Genomic DNA, 21,374 nt, shown 5'->3' with positions numbered 1-21,374 from the left:
ATGGGACGTGAAGGGTGTGCTAATTTCAATCCTTTCCCGGGAGCCCTTTAACCATGATTGAGCGTCAGCGCCGTACGAAGATCCTTGCCACCCTCGGACCGGCAACCGACCCGCCGGGCGTGCTGGAGGATCTGTTCCGCGCCGGCGTGAACGTGGTCCGCCTCAACTTCAGCCACGGCGACCCGTCCGGCCAGGCCAAGCGCGCCGCCGACGTGCGCGCCGCCGCCCAGCGCGTGGGCGTGGAAGTGGGCATCCTGGCGGACCTGCCGGGCCCGAAGATCCGCATCGAGCGTTTCACCGAAGGCAAGATCCACCTCAAGGCGGGCGACCGCTTCGATCTGGTCGCCTCGACGAATGCGCCGGCCGGCGATACCACCCAGGTCGGCGTGAGCTACCTGGGCCTGCCGCAGGACGTGGTGGCCGGTGACGTGCTGCTGCTCGACGACGGCCTGATGCAGCTGCAGGTGGTGGAAGTGCAGGGCGAGCGCATCGTCAACACCGTGCTCAACGATGGCGTGCTGTCCGACCGCAAGGGCCTGAACAAGCAGGGCGGTGGGCTGTCGCTGGGCGCGCTGACCGAGCGCGACAAGGAACTGATCGGCATCGTGGCCAAGATCGGCGTGGACTTCATCGCCGTCTCGTTCTGCCGCAACGCGCAGGACATGAACGATGCCCGCGCCATCGCCGAGTCGCACGGCTGCTATGCCGCGCTGGTGTCCAAGATCGAGCGCACCGAAGCCATCGAGAATCTCGAAGAAATCGTCGATGCCAGCGACGTGGTGATGGTCGCCCGGGGTGACCTCGGCGTGGAAATCGGTGATGCCGAACTGCCGGGCCTGCAGAAGAAGATCATCAAGGCCTCGCTGGCCCAGAACAAGGTGGTGATCACCGCCACGCAGATGCTGCAGTCGATGGTCGAAAGCCCGATCCCGACCCGCGCCGAAGTGCTGGACGTGGCCAACTCGGTCATCGACGGCACCGACGCCGTGATGCTGTCGGCCGAAACCGCGGCTGGCGCGTACCCGGTCAAGGCCGTCGAGGCCATGGCCCGCATCTGCCTGGGTGCCGAACGCCAGTTCCAGACCGAGACCGATTTCGGCGCCTCGCCGCGCAACCTGGAACGTGCCGACCAGGCCATTGCCATGGCCACCATGTTCCTGTCCCAGCACGTGGGCGTGCGCGCGATCGTGGCGATGACCGAATCCGGCGGCACCGCGCGCTACCTGTCGCGCTTCCGCGCCTCGGCACCGGTGTTCGCGGTGACCCGCCACGACGGCGCCCGCCGCCAGATGGCGCTGATGCGCGATGTGTTCCCGATCAATTTCGACAGCCGCGGCTTCACCCCGCGTGAAGCGGCACGCGGCAGCATCCGCCTGCTGGTGGAAGCCAACCAGCTGCAGGCCGGCGACCGCGTGGTGTTCACCAGCGGCGAGCACATGGAAACCCATGGCGCCACCAACACCCTGCGCCTGCTGGAAGTGGGTGAAGACGGCCGCGCCGGCGGCCTGGGCGACCTCTGAGGTAGCGCCGGGCTCTGCCCGGCCCGTGCGCAGCCGGGCAGAGCCCGGCTCTACGCGCGCAACCGGTAGCGTCGGCCGTTGGCCGACCCAGGCGGTAATGATCGCCGCGATCAACATCGGTCACCGATTACCCGATGGAATCGCTTCCAGATTCCGTGAACAGGCAGTTCACGGAAGCGGCCCGCTATAATCGTGTTTTTCCCGCACCCGCCACAGGAAATACATGAGCATCGAACAGCTGGCCGAAACCGCCCAGGCCATGGTCGCCCCGGGCAAGGGCATCATCGCCATCGACGAATCCACCGGTACCATCGCCAAGCGCTTCGCCAGCGTGGGCATCGAGAACACCGAAGAGAACCGTCGTGCCTACCGCGAGCTGCTGCTGACCACGCCGAAGCTCAACGAGCACATTTCCGGCGCGATCCTCTACGACGAAACCATCCGCCAGTCCACCAGGGACGGCGTGCCGTTCGCCAAGTACATGGCCGACAACGGCATGATCCCGGGCATCAAGGTCGACAAGGGCGCCCACCCGCTGGCCGGCTGCCCGGGCGAACTGGTCACCGAAGGCCTCGACGGCCTGCGTGAGCGCCTGCAGGAGTACTACAAGCTGGGTGCGCGCTTCGCCAAGTGGCGCGCGGTGATCAACATCGGCGAAAGCATTCCGTCGGGCACCTGCATCGAATCCAACGCCCACGCGCTGGCCCGTTATGCCGCGCTGTGCCAGGAATGCGGCCTGGTGCCGATGGTCGAGCCGGAAGTGATCATGGACGGCGACCACGACATCGAAACCTGCTACGAAGTCACCGAAGCCACCCTGCGTTCGCTGTTCGACGCGCTGTACCAGCAGAACGTGCTGCTGGAAGGCACCATCCTGAAGGCCTCGATGGTCATCTCCGGCAAGGGCTGCGACGAGCAGGCCGATGTCGAGGAAGTGGCCGAATCGACCGTCATGTGCCTCAAGAGCACCGTGCCGGCGATCCTGCCGGGCGTGGTGTTCCTGTCCGGCGGCCAGGGCGACGAACAGTCCACCGCCCACCTCAACGCCATGAACCAGATGGGCAACCTGCCGTGGCCGCTGAGCTTCTCCTACGGCCGCGCCATGCAGCAGGCCGCGCTGAAGCTGTGGGCCAAGGACACCAAGGCCAATGTCGCCAAGGCACAGCAGACCGTGTACGACCGCGCCAGGGAAAACGGCCAGGCTGCACTGGGCAAGTGGAACGGCTGATCCTCGCCGTCCGCATGTGGTGAAAAAACGCCGGCTGATCGCCGGCGTTTTTTTTGAGCCCCGCGGCGTAGAGCCACGCCCTGCGTGGCTGGGTTTCGCCGGGGCCTACGTCAGCCACGCAGAGCGTGGCTCTACCGGGGTCGACGCCAGGCTGGCGGCAGGCAACGCTGCGGCCTGGCCCAGCGCCGCCAGCGCCTGCTGGTACACCTTGAAGGTCGCCGCGTTGTAGGCCACCAGGATGATCCGCTGCGGCTCGCGGTGTGAACGCTGCCAGGTCAGCGTTTCGGTGGCGGCAATATGCGCGGCCTGGTGCAGCGGATAGCCGTACACGCCGCAGCTGATCGCCGGGAACGCGATGGAATGCAGGCCCAGCTGCTCGGCCAACTGCAGTGACTTCCAATAGCAGTTGGCCAGCAGTGCCGGCTCATCGCGCTGGCCGTCCTGCCACACCGGACCCACCGTGTGCAGCACATGCCGCGCCGGCAGGTTGTAGCCGGCGGTGGCGCGTACCTCGCCTGTCGGGCAGCGCATGCCCGGGCGGATTTCCGGCAACGCCGCGCATTCGGCCAGCAACTGCGGCCCGGCGGCGCGATGGATCGCACCGTCCACGCCGCCACCGCCGAGCAGGGACTCGTTGGCCGCATTGACGATCGCATCCACCGCCAGGGTCGTGATGTCGCCCTGCCACACTTCGATCTTCATGCGTGCCGCTCCTTCCTATACCGGGTCCATACAACGGGATGACTGCCGCCTCACACGCTAGCGGCCAGGGTGTCCAGACTGCGTCATCGTCGTCTCAGGCCGTGCGACCCGGCGGGCACCGACCGACATTCCTACCTTGCGGCGAGCCGGCTTCACGGCGGATGAAGGGAGCGTTCAAAACGCAGACGCCCACCGCAGGGGGGGGCGTCGGAGGGCGGTAGAGCGGGGCTCTGCCCCGCTGCATCGCGGCCATGGCGTTCGTTCAGGGCGTACCGGCCAGCCAGTCGTCGTCCGAGCCTTCATTGATATCGGCAAACAGCGGCGTGGAGAAGTAGCGCTCGCCGGTGTCGGGCAGCATCGCCAGCAGCACGCTGCCGGGCGCCGCCTTGGCAGCCACATCCAGCGCGCTGGCAACCGTGGCACCGGCCGAGATACCGACGAAGATGCCTTCCTCGGCCGCCAGCCGGCGCGCGGTGTCGATCGCGCGGGTGTCGTCGATGCTCAGCAGCTCATCGTAGACCTCGCGGTTGAGCACGTCCGGCACGAAGTCCGGGGTCCAGCCCTGGATCTTGTGCGGCTTCCACTCCGCGCCGCCCAGCAGCGCTGCGCCTTCCGGCTCGGTGGCGATGATGCGGGTTTCCGGGCGCGCTACTTTCAGCACCTCGCCCACGCCGGTGAGGGTGCCGCCGGTGCCCCAGCCGGTCACGAAGTAGTCCAGCCGCGTGCCGGCGAAATCGCGCAGGATCTCGGCCGCCGTGGTGTTGCGGTGGTAGGCCGGGTTGGCCGGGTTGGTGAACTGGCTGGCCAGGAACCAGCCGTGTTCCTCGGCCAGTTCACGGGCGCGCTTGACCATGCCCGAACCGCGCTCAGCTGCCGGGGTCAGGATCACCTTGGCGCCATAGGCACGCATCAGCTTGCGGCGCTCGATGGAGAAGGTCTCCACCATGGTGGCCACGAACTTGTAGCCGCGCGCGGCGGCCACCATGGCCAGCGCCACGCCGGTGTTGCCCGAGGTCGCCTCCACGATGGTGTCGCCGGGCTTGAGCACGCCACGGGCTTCGGCATCCAGAATGATCGCCAGTGCCAGGCGGTCTTTGACCGAGCCGCCGGGATTGAACGATTCCACCTTCGCGTACAGGGTGACGTGGTCGGGGGCAATGCGGTTCAGGCGCACGACCGGGGTGTTGCCGATGGTATCCAGGATCGAGTTGTACAGGGCCATGGGAATGCTCCACGGAAGGTCGATGACAGGCCACGGACACAGCCGCAGCCGGGGAGGGGGTACCGCGCAGGTGGTGTCGCGCGTCGGCAGCAACGGGTTCCGCCAGACCGTAGCGCCAGCATATGAGGACGCGAAATGACCTGATTACCTTCATAAACAACATTTGGTTATAAGCTGGTGACGGCAACTGCCTTACAGTCGGCTTGCCCCTTCCTTCCTGCTGCGCGCACGCCCATGACGCTGACCCAACTCCGTTACCTGGTCGCCATCGCCGACGCCGAGCTCAACATCACGCTGGCGGCCTCCCGGGTGCACGCCACCCAGCCCGGCCTGTCCAAGCAGCTCAAGCAGCTGGAAGATGAACTGGGCTTCCTGCTGTTCGTGCGCAAGGGCCGCAGCCTGGAAGCGGTGACCCCGGCCGGCGTGGAAGTCATCGGCCGCGCCCGTGCGGTGCTGGGCGAAGCCAACAACATCCGCACCTACGCGGCCAACCAGCGCCGCGAGAGCCAGGGCCAGCTGATCCTGACCACCACCCACACCCAGGCGCGGTTCGTGCTGCCGCCGGCGGTGGCGCGCATCAAGCAGGCCTACCCGCAGGTCAGCGTGCACCTGCAGCAGGCCGCCGAAAGCGATGCGCTGGACCTGCTCAGCCAGGGCGATGCGGACATCGCCATCATCAGCACCGCGGGCGCCGAACCCACCGCCGGCATTGCCATTCCGCTGTACCGCTGGCGCCGGCTGGTGCTGGTGCCGCGCGGCCACCCGCTCGACCGCCCCGGTGCGGCGCCGGACCTGCAGGCGCTGTCGTCCCAGCCGTTGATCAGCTACGAATCTTCCACCCGGGGGAGTTCTTCGCTGCAGCGCGCCTTCGCCGCGTCCGGGCTGACCCCGGACATCGCGCTGACCGCGCTGGACGCGGACCTCATCAAGACCTATGTGCGCACCGGGCTGGGCGTGGGCCTGCTGGCCGAAATGGCGGTCAACGCCGGGGATGAAGACCTGCGCTCCTGGCCGGCGCCGGCCCCGATCGACGAATGCATCGCCTGGGCGGTGCTGCCGCGCGACCGGGTGCTGCGCGATTACGCGCTGGAACTGGTGCACGTGCTGGCCCCGCAGATCGACACCCGTGACCTGCGCCGGGTGATTGACGGCAACCAGGAGGCGGATTGGCCGTTGCCGCCGACGTGGGAATCGTTGACGCAGACGATTACGGTTTAAGGGTGTCCGCGGGCGGCTTCGGTTGGGGTTGAACGTTGGTCAGATGGTGGCCGCCGGCAATTCACCGCCTTCGGATGCTTGTGCCGCGCTGCGCGCGGTGTCCGGCCAACGGCCGGGGCTACGAATTGTTACGGGCCCATTGGGATCGGGATCAATCAACCATGGGCCCATCGGGATCCCCCAATTGACCAACAGCTACCGCCGGTAGCGCCGAAGAGAACGGCCGGAGCCGTTCTCAACGTCGCGTAGCGACGGCCCGAAGGGTGCCCGCCAGGACGGTGGGCATAACGTTGGCCGGCCCTCTGCGACGGTTGGTCGCACGGACTACTGCGGCCTCCGGGGGGAGCCTGGGCGGTACCATGGAGCGGTGAACCGCCGTCGCCGCCCGTATGCCGTCCTGCTGCAGCTCGCCTTCGTGGCGACGCTGCTGATGGCGCTGGCGCCGCTGCTCAGTCGCTGGCAGCAGGCGCAGGGCGACCCGGTGATGGTGATGCCGGGCGGCATGGCGCACGTGATGCCTGCGGCGGTGGTCGAGACGTTGCCCCGGGTGGATGACGCCGGCATGCAGCACGAGGGCACGAACCATCAGGACATGCATCAGGGCATGCATCAGAGCATGCATCAGAGCATGCATCAGGGCATGCACCACATGCCGATGGCCTCCAGCACCGCCGACGTTACGGACGCCACACGCGCCCCCGCCGCGCCCCCGCTCGACCCGCACGCCGGCCATGGCGAGGCGTGCGAGTACTGCATGATGGCCTCGCGGCTGATGCCGTGGCTGGCCGTCCTGATCCTGTTGTTGCCGGCCCTGCCGGTGATCGCTCCTGCGGTGCTGCGCACCGTCGCCGCGCCGCGTTCGCTGCGCTGGCCTGCCCACGCCGCGCGTGGCCCGCCGCTTCACGCCTGAAACCGCCTCCTTCATTTTCCTGCTGCGCGACGCCGTGATGGTGCCGCGCACCTGTGCGTTTTCCGGAGTTCCACCATGACGCTTTCTTCCCGCAGTGCGGGCGCAGTGACGCGCCTGTCTGTTTCCCTGTCGCTTGCCCTGGCTGCGCTGCCCCTGCAGGCCGCCGAGCGCGACGATGCGCGCACCCTCGACACCCTCGTGGTCACCGCCAGCGCACCGTCCTCACCCCTGCACTGGGTCACCGACCCACGCCTGCCGCGCCAGCCAGTGCCGGCCAGCGACGGTGCCGACTACCTCAAGACCGTGCCCGGCTTCGCCGCCATCCGCAACGGCGGCACCAATGGCGATCCGGTCCTGCGCGGCATGTTCGGTTCGCGCCTCAACATCGTCAGCAACGAAGGCAACCTGATCGGTGCGTGCCCGTCGCGCATGGACAATCCACTGTCCTACATCGCCCCGGAAACCTTCGACCGGCTGACCATCATCAAGGGCCCACAAAGCGTGCGATGGGGTGCCGGCGCCTCGGCCGGCACCGTGCGCTTCGAACGCGACACCCCGCGTTTCGATGCACCGGGGATCGATCTGGATGCCAGCGCGCTGGTCGGTTCGCGCAACCGCAACAACCAGGTGCTGGACCTCACCGCCGGTGCATCGCAGGGCTATGTGCGGGTCAACGGCAACCGCTCCGAGGCCGACGATTACAAGGACGGCAATGGCGACGTGGTCCCGTCCAAGTGGCGCAAGTGGAACAGCGATGTCGCCGTCGGCTGGACCCCGGATGCCGATACGGTGCTGGAGCTTTCCGCCGGCACCGGTGATGCGCTCGCGCGTTATGCGGGGCGTGGCATGGATGGCGCGGCGTTCAAGCGCACCAGCTACGCCGCGCGCTTCGAGCGCGACAACCTGCCTGGTGCATGGGACAAGCTGCAGGCCAACGTGTACTACAACGATGCCGACCATGTGATGGACAACTACACCCTGCGCGAGCCGAATCCGGACAGCAGCATGCCCATGCCGATGGCCTCGAACGTGGATAGGCGCACCACCGGTGGCCGCATCGCATCGGAATGGCGCTGGCAGGACATCGCCATCGTGGCCGGCATCGATGCGCTGGACAGCCGTCATCGCAGCCGCAACGGCATGGGGCGCAATACGTACCGGCAGACGCCCTGGTCGACCGACGCACGCCAGAAGAACCAGGGCGTGTTCACTGAAATCACCCTGGGCGAGGGCACGCCGCAACGTTGGGTAAGCGGGCTGCGCATCGACCGCGCCGAGGTCACCGATGAGCGCGCCACCAGCGGCATGATGGCGATGCCCAACCCGACGGCAGGGCAGCGTCGCCGCGAAGACCTGGGCAGTGGCTTCCTGCGTTTCGAGCGGGATGCCAGCAGCGCGCTGACCACTTACGCAGGCATCGGCCACAGCGAGCGCATGCCCGATTACTGGGAGCTGTTCTCGCCCGACATGGGCCCGGCCGGCAGCATCAGTGCCTTCAGCGCGGTGCAGCCGGAAAAGACCACCCAGCTCGATATCGGCCTGCAGTACCGCGATGCACGGGTGAACGCGTGGGTGTCGGCGTACGCCGGGCACATCCAGGACTACATCCTGTTCACCTACCGCGACGGCGGCATGATGGGCAGCACGACGCAGGCGACCAATATCGATGCGCGCATTGCCGGTGCCGAAGCGGGCGCGGAGTTCGCGCTCGGGCAAGGCTGGAAGCTGGGCGGAACGCTGGCCTACGCATGGGGCGAGAACCGCACCGATGGCGGCGCACTGCCGCAGATGCCGCCGCTGGAAGCGCGCCTGAGTGCCGGTTGGGAAGGCGCGCGCTGGAGCGCCGGTGCACTGGCCCGCGCGGTCACCCATCAACACCGGGTGGCGCCGGGGCAGGGCAACGTGGTCGCGCGTGACCTTGGGCCAAGCGCCGGCTTCGCCACGCTGGCGTTGAACGCCGGCTACCGCATCAGCGACGAACTGCAGCTCAGCGCCGGCATCGACAACCTGTTCGACCGCGCCTACAGCGAACACCTCAACCTCGCCGGCAGCGCGGATTTTGGCTTCCCGGCCGACCCGGTGCGCATCAACGAGCCTGGCCGCACGGTGTGGATGAAGGCGAATTACCGGTACTGAGGTAGGTACCGACCGTTGGACGGTACGCCGCACGGGGTAGGGTCGGTTCCCAAACGACTGCCGTGAACGCCCCAACACCCGGTAACGCGTGACAATGATCGGCGCAGGCTCTGGCTCTTCCATGGCCACCGCCATTGCCTGCTTCGGCCAGGTTCATGCGTTACCGCAGCGATCAGCAGGGTCGGCGGTCGTTTGGGAACCGACCCTACCGCCGAGTGCCCTGCACGTTCCAGCGGAGACGCAATCCGACATGCGCTGACACACGCCGTTACACGCGCGGCAGGCCCCAGCACGAAAGGCATTGCGCCTGCCACCGGGCAATGTGAAGACCCCGGTAAACGCTTGGCACATATACCTGACAGGCTGCGCCGCTACACTCGGCGGTCGTGGAACATCAAGGGTTGTACTTCATGTCGGGACGCATCACCGCACGCATCATTGCTGGCCTCGGCCTGGTCCTCCTGGCCGGGTGCAGCGGCAAGGACGACGCCGCCCGTCGGCAGGCCGACGTCGTGCCGGTGACCACCCAGGTGGTGCAGACCTCCGCCTGGAGCGACACCCTGCAGGCGCTGGGCACCGCCAAGGCCCGCGAGTCGGTGACCATCACCGCCAAGGTCAGCGAGATCATCGAAACCGTGCACTTCGACAGCGGCCAGCAGGTCTCCGCCGGCACCCCGCTGGTCACCCTGCGCGGCCAGGCCCAGGAAGCGGCCCTGCTGCAGGCCCAGGCCACCTTTGCCGAAGCCGACCAGCTCTACAAGCGCCAGCGTGAACTGGCCGCCCAGCAGCTCGTGGCCAGCGCCACCCTCGACACCCAGCGCGCCATCCGCGATGCCGCCGAAGCGCGCGTGCGCGAAATGCAGTCCGACATCGGCGACCGCCGCGTGCGCGCCCCGTTCGCCGGCGTGCTCGGCATCCGCCAGGTCAGCGAAGGCACCCTGGTCACCCCCACCACCGTCATCGCCACCCTCGACGATATCGAACGCATGCACGTCGACTTCCAGGTGCCCGAAGCCGAACTGGCCTCGCTGGCCAAGGGCGACAAGGTCAGCGCCACCAGCGTTGCCTACCCGGGCCGCACCTTCGAAGGCGACGTGGCCACCATCGATACCCGCGTCGACCCCGGCACCCGCGCCGTCACCGTGCGCGCCGATTTCATCAACGCCGACCACGCCCTGCGCCCGGGCATGCTGCTCGACGTGCGCATGTTCCGCCCGGAACGCCAGGCACTGGTGATCCCGGAAATCGCCGTGGTCCAGGTCGGCCGCGACTCGTTCGTGTTCCGGGTCAAGCCCGACCACACCGTCGAGCGCGTCGACGTGGTTACCGGCGCGCGTCGTTCCGGCGTGGTCGAAATCCGCGAGGGCCTCAAGGCCGGCGAGCGCATCGTGGTCGACGGTACCGGCAAGCTGCGTCCCGGCCTGAAGGTCGACGACAGTACCGCCCCGGCAGCGGCACCTGCGTCACCCGCAACGACGCCTGCGACAAGCCCGGCAGATGCACCGGCTGAAAAGGCCACCGACCCCGCACCGGCTGGAAGCCCGCGCGCACCTGCTGGCGCGACCACCACCGTGGCACCTGCGGGCAACGCCGGATGAAGCTCTCCAACGTCTCCATCCAGCGGCCGGTGTTTGCCGTGGTGATGAGCCTGCTGCTGGTCGTGCTGGGCATCATGTCCTTCACCCGCCTGACCCTGCGCGAGCTGCCCGCGATCGACCCGCCGATCGTCTCGGTCTCGGTGGACTACACCGGCGCGTCGGCCGCCGTGATCGAAAGCCGCGTCACCCAGGTGCTGGAAGATGCGCTGGCCGGCATCGAAGGCATCGACACCATCAACGCGCGCAGCTCCAACGGCCGCTCGCAGGTCAGCATCGAATTCACCTCCAACCGCGACATCGAAGCGGCCGCCAACGACGTGCGCGACGCGGTCAGCCGCGTCGCCGACCGCATGCCCGAAGAGGCGCGGCCGCCGGAAATCGCCAAGGTCGAGAGCGACGCCGACCCGATCATCTGGTTCAACATGACCTCCTCCAGCATGAACACGCTGGAGCTGAGCGACTACGCCGACCGTTACGTGGTGGACCGCTTCTCCAGCCTGGACGGCGTGGCCCAGGTCCGCATCGGCGGCCGCCAGCGCTACGCCATGCGCATCTGGCTGGACCGCGACCAGCTTGCCGCGCGCGGTCTGACCGTGGGCGATGTGGAAACCGCGCTGCGCAACGAAAACGTGGAACTGCCTGCCGGCCGCATCGAATCGGCCGACCGCGATTTCACCCTGCGCGTAGAGCGCAACTACGTAAACCCCGAAGACTTCGCCACCATTCCACTGGGCAAGGGTGCCGATGGCTACGTGGTGCGTATGGGCGATGTGGCCAAAATCGAACTGGCCTCGTCCGAACGCCGCGCCTATTACCGCAGCAACGGAGAGCCGGGTATCGGCCTGGGCATCGTCAAGACCTCCACCGCCAACTCACTGGACGTGGCGCGCACCGCACGCGCCGAAGCCGAGCGGGTCGGGCTGACCCTGCCCGAAGGCACCCACATCTTCGTGGCCTTCGACAACACCACCTTCATCGAAGCGGCCGTGGACCGCGTGTACGCCACGCTGGTGGAAGCCATGCTGCTGGTGCTGGCGGTGATCTGGCTGTTCCTGGGCAGTTTCCGCGCCGCATTGATCCCCGCGGTGACCGTGCCGGTCTGCCTGGTGGCCGCGTTCATCGCGCTGTACGCCTTTGGTTTCTCGATCAACCTGCTGACCCTGCTGGCGCTGGTGTTGTGCATCGGCCTGGTGGTGGATGATGCAATCGTGGTGGTCGAAAACGTGCAACGCCGCATCGACCTGGGCGAACCACCGCTGGTGGCCTCCAAGCGCGGTACCGCGCAGGTGGCCTTCGCGGTCATCGCCACCACCGCCGTGCTGGTCGCCGTGTTCCTGCCGGTCGGCTTCCTGGAAGGCAACACCGGCCGCCTGTTCCGCGAACTGGCGGTGGCCCTGGCCGCTGCCGTGGCGCTGTCGGCGTTCGTATCACTGACCTTGACCCCGATGATGGCGTCCAAGCTGCTCAAGCCGCACACCGGCCAAGCGCCCAAGGGGTTGCACGGATTCATCAACCGCAGCCTGGATCGCGTCTCGGCGTCCTATGGGCGTGTGCTCGACGCGCACGTCGGCAAGATCTGGATCTATGTCGCAGTGATGCTGCTGTCGCTGGCTGCCAGCGCGCTGCTGCTCAAACTGCTGCCCTCCGAACTGGCCCCGGCTGAAGACCGTGGCTCGTTCCAGATCATGATCGACGGCCCGGAAGGTGCCGGCTACGACTACACCGTTGGCCAGGTGCAGGAAGTGGAAAAGATCGTAGCCGGTTTCGTCGGTGAGGGAAAACCGATCGTGCGCGCCAATCCGCGCGTGCCCGGTGGTTTCGGTGCCAGCGAGGAAATGCACACCGGCCGCATGAGTGTGTTCCTGCAGCCGTGGCGCGAGCGTTCAACCCCTACGCCCGAGGTGGCGGCCGAGCTGCAGAAGCACCTGGATACCATGCGCGGCGTGCGTGTGCGCACCCAGGTGGGAGGCGGGCTGGTGCGCAGTGGCGGCCAGCCGTTCCAGATCGTGCTGGGCGGGCCGGAATATGCGGAAATCGCCCAATGGCGCGACCGCATGCTGGAGCGCATGGCCGACAATCCGGGCCTGGTCGGGCCGGATTCGGACTACAAGGAAACCCGCCCGCAGATGCGGGTGAACATCGACCGCCAGCGTGCGGCCGACCTGGGCGTGTCGGTCACCGCCATTGGTTCGGCGCTGGAAACCATGATGGGCTCGCGCCGGGTCACCACCTTCGTCGACAACGGCGAGGAGTACGACGTGCTGGTCCAGGCCGGCCGCGAAGGTCGCGCATCGCCCGACGACCTGGCCGCCATCCGCGTGCGCGCCAGCAACGGCGAACTGGTGCCGCTGTCCAATCTGGTCACGCTCAGCGAAGTGGCCGAAGCAGGCAACCTGAACCGCTTCAACCGCCTGCGATCGATCACCATCAGCGCCGGCCTGGCCCCGGGCTACCCGCTCGGCGAGGCGATCGCCTGGGCCCAACAGACCGCGCGCGAGGAATTGCCGCAGCATGCCCAGATCGACTGGAAGGGCGAATCGCGCGAGTACCAGAACGCCGGTGGCGCCGTGCTGCTCACCTTCGCCATGGCGCTGCTGGTGGTGTACCTGGTGCTGGCCGCGCAGTTCGAAAGCTTCATCCATCCGCTGGTGATCATGCTCACCGTGCCGCTGGGCGTGCTGGGGGCGCTGTTGGGCCTGTATGTCAGCGGCGGCACCATCAACCTGTTCAGCCAGATCGGCATCGTCATGCTGGTTGGCCTTGCCGCCAAAAACGGCATCCTGATCGTCGAGTTCGCCAACCAGCTGCGCGACGAAGGCCGCGACGTGCACCGCGCCATCGTCGAATCGGCGATGGTGCGCCTGCGACCGATCCTGATGACCTCCATCGCCACCGTGGTCGGCGCGATCCCGCTGGTGGTCGCCGGCGGCCCGGGTTCGGCCAGCCGCGGCACCATCGGCATCGTGGTGATCTTCGGCGTCACCGTGTCCACCTTCCTGTCCTTGTTCGTGGTCCCGGCCTTCTATTCGCTGCTGGCGCCGTACACGCGCTCGCCCGAAGCGGTGGCGCGCGAACTGGAGAAGCAGGAAGCCGAAACCCCCTCTGTTGGCGGTCATGCCTGATCCGGCGCCGCGGCTGACCGGTGATGGATTCGTGCTGCGCCCCTGGCGCAGCGACGATCTGGACGCCCTGCTGCGGCATGCCAACGATGAAGCGGTCTCGCGTGGTCTACGCGACCGCTTCCCGTTCCCCTACACCCGCGCCGACGGCGAGGCCTTCCTGGGCGGCCGGATCCTGGCACCAGGCACGCTCAACCTGGCCATCGAGATCGACGGTGCGGCCTGCGGCAGCATTGGCGCCCAACCTGGCACCGCCGAGCGCGGGCACACCGCCGAGCTGGGCTACTGGCTGGGGCAGGCCTACTGGGGGCAGGGCTGGATGACCCTCGTGGTGGGCCTGTTCGCGCCGTGGGTAATGGACGAGCTGGGCCTGTTCAGGCTGCAGGCCGAGGTGCTGGATTTCAACGAAGGCTCGGCCCGGGTACTGCTGGGCAATGGGTTCCAGGAAGAGGGCACCGCCCGGTGTGCTGTGTTCAAGCGCGGTCAACTGCACGACCTGCGGCGCTTCGCCCTGATCCGCCAGCCCACGTAGAGCGGGGCTCTGCCCCGCTGCCGGCAAGGTCGGCCGCCGCTGCCCTGACCAACGGTCAGGGCCTACCGGTCTTATCGGGCCTATCGGCCCTATCGGGCTGGGCCGCGATCATGGAGAATCGACCCGGTCCCTTCCAGCCGACGGGACGTCCTTCATTTTCCGCCGACTGGAGAGAGCGCGTGGAAGCAGTGGTTGAATTCATCAATGGCATCATCTGGAGCAAGGCACTGATTTTCCTGTGCCTGGCTGCAGGCCTGTACTTCAGCGCCCGCACGCGCTTCATGCAGCTGCGCGGATTCTTCGAGATGTGCCGCCTGACCGTACAGGGCGAGAAGTCCGACGCCGGCGTGTCCTCGTTCCAAGCGCTGGCCATGTCCATGGCCGGCCGCATGGGCATCGGCAATATCGCCGGTGTCGCCACCGCGATCGCCTTCGGTGGTCCCGGTGCGATCTTCTGGATGTGGATCATGGGCTTCCTCGGCGCATCCACCTCGTACATCGAGTGCACCCTGGCGCAGATCTACAAGACCAAGGATGCCGAAGGCCGCTATCGCGGCGGCCCGGCGTACTACATCGAAAAGGCCATGGGGCTGAGGTGGTACGCACTGGCCTTCGCCATGGCCACGATTGTGGCCGCCGGCTTCCTGATGCCCGGCGTGCAGGCCAACGCCATCGCCGACAGCATCATCAATGCCTGCCGTGGCGGCGCGCTGTGCGGGCCGCTGGATGGCCAGGTGATGGGCATGGAATCGGTGCAGGCGCTCAAGCTGGGCATCGGCATCGCAGTTGCCCTGCTGCTGGGCGTGGTGATCTTCGGCGGCGTCAAGCGCATCGCCAACTTCGCCGAAGTGGTGGTGCCGTTCATGGCCGCAGGTTTCATCCTGATGGCCATCACCATCATGATTCTCAATGCCGATCGCGTGCCGGACATGTTCCGCACCGTGTTCAGCAGCGCCTTTGGCACCCACGCCGCCTTCGGCGCAATGATGGGCCTGGCCGTGGAATGGGGCGTCAAGCGCGGCATCTATGCCAACGAAGCAGGGCAGGGCACCGGCCCGCACGCCGCGGCGGCGTCCGAGGTTTCGCACCCCGCCAAGCAGGGTTACGTGCAGGCCTTTGCGGTGTACTTCGACACCATGATGGTGTGCACCTCGACCGCGTTCCTGATCCTGGCCGCGGGCACCTACAACGTGTACTCGCCGGTGGCCGGCGCCGAACCGGTATTTGCCGGCCTGGCGGGCGTAGCCGAAGGCGCGGGCTACGCGCAGGCAGCGGTGGAAACCGTGTTGCCGGGTTGGGGTTCGGCCTTCGTGGCGATGGCGATCTTCTTCTTCGCCTTCACCACCATCATGGCCTATTACTACATGGCCGAAACCAACCTCAGCTACATCAACCACAACCGCAAGCGCCCGCTGACCGTGCTGGCGCTGCGCCTGGGCATCCTCGGCATGGTGGTGTTCGGCGCCCTGCACAACGCTAAGATGGCGTGGGCGCTGGGCGACATCGGCGTGGGCCTGATGGCCTGGTTGAACATCGTTGCGATCCTGATCGTGCAGAAGCCGGCCCTGATCGCGCTGCGCGATTACGAACGCCAGAAGAAGCTTGGCCTGGATCCGACCTTCGACCCCGATGCCCTGGGCATCAAGAACGCCGATTTCTGGCGTCAACGCAAGCTGGAGCCGTCCCGTAGTGAATGATCCCTGGAAGAACGCCCGTCGCCCGTCGTCGCGACCGCCGCGGGCCACCCCGCTGCCGCCGCGTGAAGGTGGCACCCCGCCACCGCCGGGGCGCGGCAACGACGAGCTGCGCCTGTACGGCTGGAACGCCGTGCAGGCATTGTTCGAGCGCCGGCCGCAGGCACTGCGCAAGCTGTACCTGGCCGAAGCGCTGATTCCGCGCCTGCAGCCGCTGCTGAAGTGGTGCGTGGCCAATCGCGTGGGCTACCGCGTGGTGGAAGAGGGCGACCTCAACAAGCTGGCTGCCACCACCCACCACGAAGGTGTCGTGGCCGACGTGCTGCGCGCGCCGATGCTGGAGCTGGACGAATGGCTGGCAACGGTACCGGCCGACGCGCCGGCACTGGCGCTGTGGCTGGATGGGGTGGGCAATCCGCACAACTTCGGCGCCATCCTGCGTTCGGCGGCGCACTTCGGCGTAGCCGGCCTGCTGCTGCCGCCCGATGCCACCCTGGCGCTGTCCGGCGCGGCGGCACGGGTTGCCGAAGGTGGCGCTGAAGCGGTGCCGCTGGTGCGCCTGCCGGCGCTGCCGCAGGCCATGGAGGCACTGCGTGGCAGTGGCTTCGGCCTGGCGGCCACGCTGGTGGAGGGCGGCGCGGACCTGTTCAAGAGCACGTTGCCGGCGCGGTTGGTGTATGTGATGGGCGCCGAAGGCGAGGGCATGGACCGTGCGCTGGCACAGACCTGCGACCTGCAGGTTTCCATTCCGGGCAGTGGTGCGGTGGAAAGCCTCAACGTTGCGTCCGCCACCGCCGTGTTGCTGTCGCACTGGTACGCACAACGGTAGACAACGACCGTGGGTCGTTGTGCCTTGTTCGGGGTAACGCATGCGCGCGCTGCCCTACTCGATGTGATCGACGCCCCCAATGGAAGGGTGACTACAGTCGATTCGGATTTCTCGCATGGTGCGCAGTCTTGGCGCTGCGTCACACTGCAAAGCGGCACTGTACTGCGTAGGTGAGGAGAGACACCCACCCAGTGCGGCGCCGTTGTCCGGATCACGGTAAGGCCGTGTCGCTCACCGCGTGGGGTGTGATGAATCCCGGTAGCCCGGCCTGTTGGCCGGGCTTTTTTTTGGTTCTTCACCCCACTCCAGCGCCGTGCGCACGGGTGGAGTACGACATTTCGGGCCTGGGCATTGGACCCGGAAGCGTGTGCGCCCGGTGACGTATTGGGCCGCCAGGGATTGAATTCTGGAAGCAAGTTTCATGCGGAATATCCGCAGAAAAATGCATTTGGCGCGATAGGCATTTTCTTGCGTGCGCCCGCGCACAGAACGCGATATTCGCGTGATTTACCGATTTTTCCGAGATGACTTCCTGTGCAGATTGCCGGTGCGGCGGATTGGCCTGCCGCATCACTCTGTCGCCCAGGAGGCATTCCATGACATTCGATGCGCTGCGTTCCCTGCGCCCGCTTTCCTTCGCCCTGATCGCCGGCCTGCTGCCCGCCGCGGCACAGGCTGCCGAGCACACGCTCGACGGCGTCAACTTCATGGGCCCGCTGATCACCCCCAATCCGGCGGGCCTGCCCAAGGGCAACGTCTTCATCGAGCCGTACCTGATCCGGATCGACAGCGACCGCTACTTCGACGGCGAGGGCCGTCGGCATGACAGCGACGGCCGCAGCGCAGCCTGGCTGACCGTGGTGCCGATCGCCTACGGCCTGGGCCAGCGGGTGACGGCGCAGGTCAACCTCAGCGCCTCGCGTGCCGAGACCGGCACTGACCGTAGCCGTGGCTTCCGCGCCGGCGATACCACGGCGATGGTGCAGTACCTGCTGCAGGCGCCGAACGAAGACGGCACGCGCCCGGCCATCTCGGTATCGCTAAGCCAGCGTTACGCCACCGGCAGCTACGACCGCATCGATGGCAACCCGCTCAACGCGCAGGGCGATGGCGTGCAGCGCACCACCTTCGGGCTGGGCATGCAGCAGGTGGTGTGGCTGCCCAACGGTCGCCCGCTGCGCTGGCGCGGCCAGCTCAGCGCCAGCCCGGCACCGGCGCGCGTGGCGATCAACGACCACAGCGTGTACGGCACCCCGGATGGCTTCCGTGGCAACATCGCGCCGGGTTCGCTGATCGGCCTGTCCGCTGCCGGTGAGTACAGCTTCAACCCGAAGTGGGTGGGCGTGATGGAGTTCGCCGTGAGCCGCCAGAGCGACCGCCACCTCAGCGGCTATGCACCGGGCGCGGACGGGAACATGCAGCGCTTCGACGAGCGCCGCCCCGGCAGCCGCAATGTCACCCTCGCCCCGGCGGTGCAGTACCACTTCAGCCCCAGCGTCGGGCTGATCGCCGGTGTCGAGTTCACCGTGGCGGGCCGCAACACCGGCAGCTACATCAATCCGCAGGTTGCCCTGGACATGTTCTTCTGATGGGCCTCGATGACATCGTCGCCCGCCTGCTGGGTATCGTCTGGAGCCCGGCGCTGGTCGGGCTGTGCCTGCTGGTGGGCCTGTATTTCAGCGTGCGTACCCGTTTCATCCAGCTGCGTGGCCTGCCGGAGATGCTGAAGCTGATGTTCCAGGGGCGCAGTTCGGCCGCAGGCGTCTCTTCGTTCCAGGCGCTCAGCCTGTCGTTGTCCAGCCGTGTCGGCGTGGGCAACATCGCGGGCGTGGCGATGGCCATCGCCTACGGTGGTCCGGGTGCCATTTTCTGGATGTGGATCGTCGCGTTCCTCGGTGCCTCCAGCGCCTTCGTCGAATCCACCCTGGCGCAGATCTACAAGCAGCGCGACAGCAACGGCATGTACCGTGGCGGCCCGGCGTACTACATCGAAAAAGGCCTGGGCAAGCGCTGGTACGCGGTGCTGTTCGCGCTCAGCACGGTGGCGGGCTGTGGCCTGCTGCTGCCGGGAACGCAGTCCAACGCCATCGTCAGTGCGCTGGATGAAGCCTGGGCCGTTCCGGGCTGGGTCACCGCCGCTGGGCTCGGCACTGTCGTGGCCATGGTGATCTTCGGCGGCGTCCGCCGCATTGCCCAGGTCGCGCAGGTGATCGTGCCGTTCATGGCGCTGGCGTACCTGCTGGTCGCGGCGGTGGTGATGGCCCTGAACCTGGACGCGGTGCCGGAGATGTTCAGCATCATCCTGCGCAGCGCCTTCGGCCAGGATGCGGCCTTTGGTGCCATGATCGGCACCGCCATCCAGTGGGGTGTGCGCCGTGGCGTGATGTCGAACGAGGCGGGCATGGGCAGCGGCGCGCATCCGGCCGCTGCGGCCGAGGTCTCGCATCCGGTCAAGCAGGGCCTGGTGCAGGCATGTTCGGTGTACATCGACACCATGGTGGTGTGCAGCGCTACCGCGTTCCTCATCCTGTCCACCGGTGCGTACAACGTATACGACCCTGCGGTGCCCTCGCAGTGGATCGTGGCCAACGTGCCCGGCCTGGAGGCCGGCCCGCGCTTCGTGCAACAGGCGGTGGAATCGGCGTTGCCGGGGTTCGGGCGTTCGTTCATCGCGCTGGCGATCATTCCGTTCGCCTTCACCACCATCCTGGCGCTGTACTACACCGCCGAGACCAATGTGGTGTACCTGGTGCGCAACCGACATTCGCCGGTGGTAATGGCGTTGTTCCGCTGCGGCTTTGTCGGCGCGATGCTGTATTCGGCGTTGAACACGGCCACGGTGGCGTGGTCGCTGGGCGATATCGGCGTGGGCCTGATGACCTGGCTCAACATCATCGCGCTTCTGCTGTTGCAGAAGCCGGCACTGGCCGCGCTGCGCGATTACGAAGCCTCGCGCGGTGCAGGCATGGACCCGGTGTACCGGCCCGATCCAGTGACGTTGCCAGACAATACGATCTGGGCAAGGTAGCGCCGTCTGTTGGACGGCGGCTCTTCGGTGAGACGCAGCGGGCCAGAGGCCCGCTCTACCAGGCAACAGCGGGCCAGAGGCCCGCTCTACCAGGCAACAGCGAGCCAGAGGCCCGCTCTACCGAGTGACAGCGCGTTGCGCTGTCACTCGTTCGGTGGCGTGGTCGCCTTTGCTTCGCTGCCGAACGTGCCATCGGCTTCGGCGGCCAGGTAGGCGAACACCGTGTACGCCGCCACGTTCTGCGCCAGCGCGGCCGGCTCGATCTTGTCCAGCGTGTCGTCGGCGGTGTGGTGCAGGTTGAAGTAGTCGGTTCCGTCCTGCGCCAGCCACGCCCACGCGCCACCCTTGGCGGCCAGCGGGCCGATGTCCGGGCCCGGGCCGCCCTTGTCCGGCGCGTACTCGATGCCCAGCGGCTTGAGCACTTCGGCAATCTGGGCAGTCGCCTCGCGCGAGCCTTCCGGGTTCGGCGAACCGGTGTTGAACGCGTAGATGCGGCCGGCACCGAAATCGCTCTCGGCGGCCAACTGGTGCAGGACGATGTCCTTGGCATGTGCCTCGGCGTACGCCTTGCCGCCATACAGACCCTGCTCCTCGTTGGCGAAGGCCACCACGCGGATGGTGCGCTTGGGTGCCTGCTTGAGCTGGCCGATCAGGTGGCCGGCCGCCATGGTCAGCGCCACGCCGGCACCATCGTCGATCGCGCCGGTGCCCAGGTCCCAGGAATCGAGGTGTCCACCGATCACCACCACTTCCTTGGGCAGGCTGCGCCCGGTGATCTCACCGATCACGTTGTAGGAGGTGGCCGTGCCATCCCAGCCGCAATCCAGGCTGAGCTTGACCGTGGTCGGCCCCAGCGCGACCAGGCGCGCCAGCTGGTTGGCATCAGGCACCGACAGCGCAGCCGACGGCACCGGGGTCAGGCCGTCGTCGAAGCGGGTGATGCCGGTGTGCGGCACGCGGTGCGAATCGGTACCGGCCGAGCGCATCACAAAGCCCACCGCACCCTTGCGGATCGCTTCGGACGGGCCCTTGCTGCGCACCGCGCCACCCTTGCCGTAGTCGCGGCCATCGCGGTAGGCGGTCATCTGGTAATCAACGAATGCGATCTTGCCCTTGAGCGAGCCTTCCGGCGCCGCCTGCAGCGCGGCCAGGTCGGCGAAGCGCACCACTTCGGCTTCAACCGTACCGCCCGGGCTGCCGCCCAGCGCGGTGATGCTCAGCGGCTGCGCATGCTTGCCCACCACCTGGGCCTGTTCACTGCGGCGTTCCCATTTGGGGAAGGTCACCGGCTCTTTCCACACCTTGTCGAAGCCAAGCGTCTTGAACTTGGCTTCGGCCCAGGCGACGGCGCGGGCATCGGCCTCACTGCCGGCGATACGCGGACCGATCTCGGTTGTCAGCGATTCGACCACCTTCCAGCCGGTGTCGTCCTTGAGGGCCTGCTCGCGCAGTTCGGCGGCGGTAGCCAGTGACTTCGGCGGCAGGGTAGTGGTGCCCGTCGCGGCGAACGCCGGGGCGGCCAGCAGGGCGAGGGAAGATGCGATGGCAAGGACGCGGCGACGCATGGGACGGACTCCGGGGCAACAGGGCGGAAGCCCCCGAGCTTAGCAGCCTGTCCGCGCCGCACATGGGCGGGAG

Annotated in this window: 15 protein-coding genes; 12 read left to right on the top strand and 3 right to left on the bottom strand. The window is 67.3% G+C overall.

All coding sequences use genetic code 11. From position 1 onward, the window contains the following. Positions 1 to 53: 53 nt before the first annotated feature. Together pyk and J7J08_RS03895 are read left to right on the top strand one after the other, a co-directional pair. Complete coding sequence (pyk, locus tag J7J08_RS03900) at positions 54 to 1,520, top strand: pyruvate kinase (protein WP_214901702.1); 1,467 nt, start codon at positions 54 to 56, stop codon at positions 1,518 to 1,520. Between the two features lie 223 nt (positions 1,521 to 1,743). Further along, entirely contained in the window at positions 1,744 to 2,748 is a 1,005-nt protein-coding gene (locus tag J7J08_RS03895; RefSeq protein ID WP_214901700.1) for a class I fructose-bisphosphate aldolase, read from the top strand. 105 nt (positions 2,749 to 2,853) lie between these two features. On the opposite strand, the gene J7J08_RS03890 is transcribed toward J7J08_RS03895, so the two are convergent. Further along, positions 2,854 to 3,450 carry an O-acetyl-ADP-ribose deacetylase gene (locus J7J08_RS03890; RefSeq protein WP_214901698.1) on the bottom strand — a complete coding sequence of 199 codons (597 nt, stop codon included), beginning with the start codon at positions 3,448 to 3,450 and terminating at the stop codon, positions 2,854 to 2,856. 262 nt (positions 3,451 to 3,712) lie between these two features. Further along, positions 3,713 to 4,672, bottom strand: coding sequence for a cysteine synthase A (gene cysK / locus J7J08_RS03885; protein WP_214901696.1), 960 nt, complete (start codon positions 4,670 to 4,672; stop codon positions 3,713 to 3,715). Positions 4,673 to 4,906: 234 nt separating this feature from the next. Between cysK and J7J08_RS03880 the strand changes: the two genes are divergently transcribed. The 10 genes from J7J08_RS03880 (at position 4,907) to J7J08_RS03835 (ending at position 19,736) form a co-directional block, all read left to right on the top strand. Beyond that, positions 4,907 to 5,890 (top strand): LysR family transcriptional regulator, encoded by a 984-nt coding sequence (locus J7J08_RS03880; protein ID WP_214901694.1) that lies wholly within the window; start codon positions 4,907 to 4,909, stop codon positions 5,888 to 5,890. A gap of 367 nt (positions 5,891 to 6,257) precedes the next feature. Continuing rightward, positions 6,258 to 6,800 carry a DUF2946 family protein gene (locus J7J08_RS03875; RefSeq protein ID WP_343237698.1) on the top strand — a complete coding sequence of 181 codons (543 nt, stop codon included), beginning with the start codon at positions 6,258 to 6,260 and terminating at the stop codon, positions 6,798 to 6,800. Positions 6,801 to 6,875: 75 nt separating this feature from the next. Beyond that, the gene (locus J7J08_RS03870; RefSeq protein ID WP_214901693.1) at positions 6,876 to 8,936 is read left to right on the top strand and encodes a TonB-dependent copper receptor; all 2,061 of its coding nucleotides are present in this window, start codon (positions 6,876 to 6,878) and stop codon (positions 8,934 to 8,936) included. Positions 8,937 to 9,346: 410 nt separating this feature from the next. Next, positions 9,347 to 10,534, top strand: coding sequence for an efflux RND transporter periplasmic adaptor subunit (locus tag J7J08_RS03865; protein WP_214901692.1), 1,188 nt, complete (start codon positions 9,347 to 9,349; stop codon positions 10,532 to 10,534). Continuing rightward, a complete protein-coding gene (locus J7J08_RS03860; protein WP_214901691.1) occupies positions 10,531 to 13,656 on the top strand; it encodes an efflux RND transporter permease subunit in 3,126 nt (1,041 codons plus the stop codon). The genes J7J08_RS03865 and J7J08_RS03860 overlap by 4 nt, the downstream gene beginning before the upstream one ends. Next, positions 13,649 to 14,185, top strand: coding sequence for a GNAT family protein (locus tag J7J08_RS03855; protein WP_214901690.1), 537 nt, complete (start codon positions 13,649 to 13,651; stop codon positions 14,183 to 14,185). Before J7J08_RS03860 ends, J7J08_RS03855 begins: the two co-directional genes overlap by 8 nt. Positions 14,186 to 14,364: 179 nt before the next feature. Next, positions 14,365 to 15,882, top strand: coding sequence for an alanine/glycine:cation symporter family protein (locus tag J7J08_RS03850; RefSeq protein ID WP_214901689.1), 1,518 nt, complete (start codon positions 14,365 to 14,367; stop codon positions 15,880 to 15,882). Then, entirely contained in the window at positions 15,875 to 16,708 is an 834-nt protein-coding gene (locus tag J7J08_RS03845; protein ID WP_214901688.1) for a TrmH family RNA methyltransferase, read from the top strand. The genes J7J08_RS03850 and J7J08_RS03845 overlap by 8 nt, the downstream gene beginning before the upstream one ends. Positions 16,709 to 17,304: 596 nt before the next feature. Then, the gene (locus J7J08_RS03840; RefSeq protein ID WP_214901686.1) at positions 17,305 to 18,297 is read left to right on the top strand and encodes a transporter; all 993 of its coding nucleotides are present in this window, start codon (positions 17,305 to 17,307) and stop codon (positions 18,295 to 18,297) included. Further along, entirely contained in the window at positions 18,297 to 19,736 is a 1,440-nt protein-coding gene (locus J7J08_RS03835; protein ID WP_214901684.1) for an alanine/glycine:cation symporter family protein, read from the top strand. Before J7J08_RS03840 ends, J7J08_RS03835 begins: the two co-directional genes overlap by 1 nt. A 143-nt stretch (positions 19,737 to 19,879) precedes the next feature. Here the strand turns inward: J7J08_RS03835 and J7J08_RS03830 are convergent, their stop codons facing one another. Further along, positions 19,880 to 21,301, bottom strand: coding sequence for a M20/M25/M40 family metallo-hydrolase (locus tag J7J08_RS03830; RefSeq protein ID WP_214901682.1), 1,422 nt, complete (start codon positions 21,299 to 21,301; stop codon positions 19,880 to 19,882). Positions 21,302 to 21,374 lie beyond the last annotated feature (73 nt).

This window comes from Stenotrophomonas sp. ISL-67, assembly GCF_018612915.1.
GTDB lineage: Bacteria > Pseudomonadota > Gammaproteobacteria > Xanthomonadales > Xanthomonadaceae > Stenotrophomonas.
This window is presented reverse-complemented; position numbering and strand designations above follow the sequence as displayed.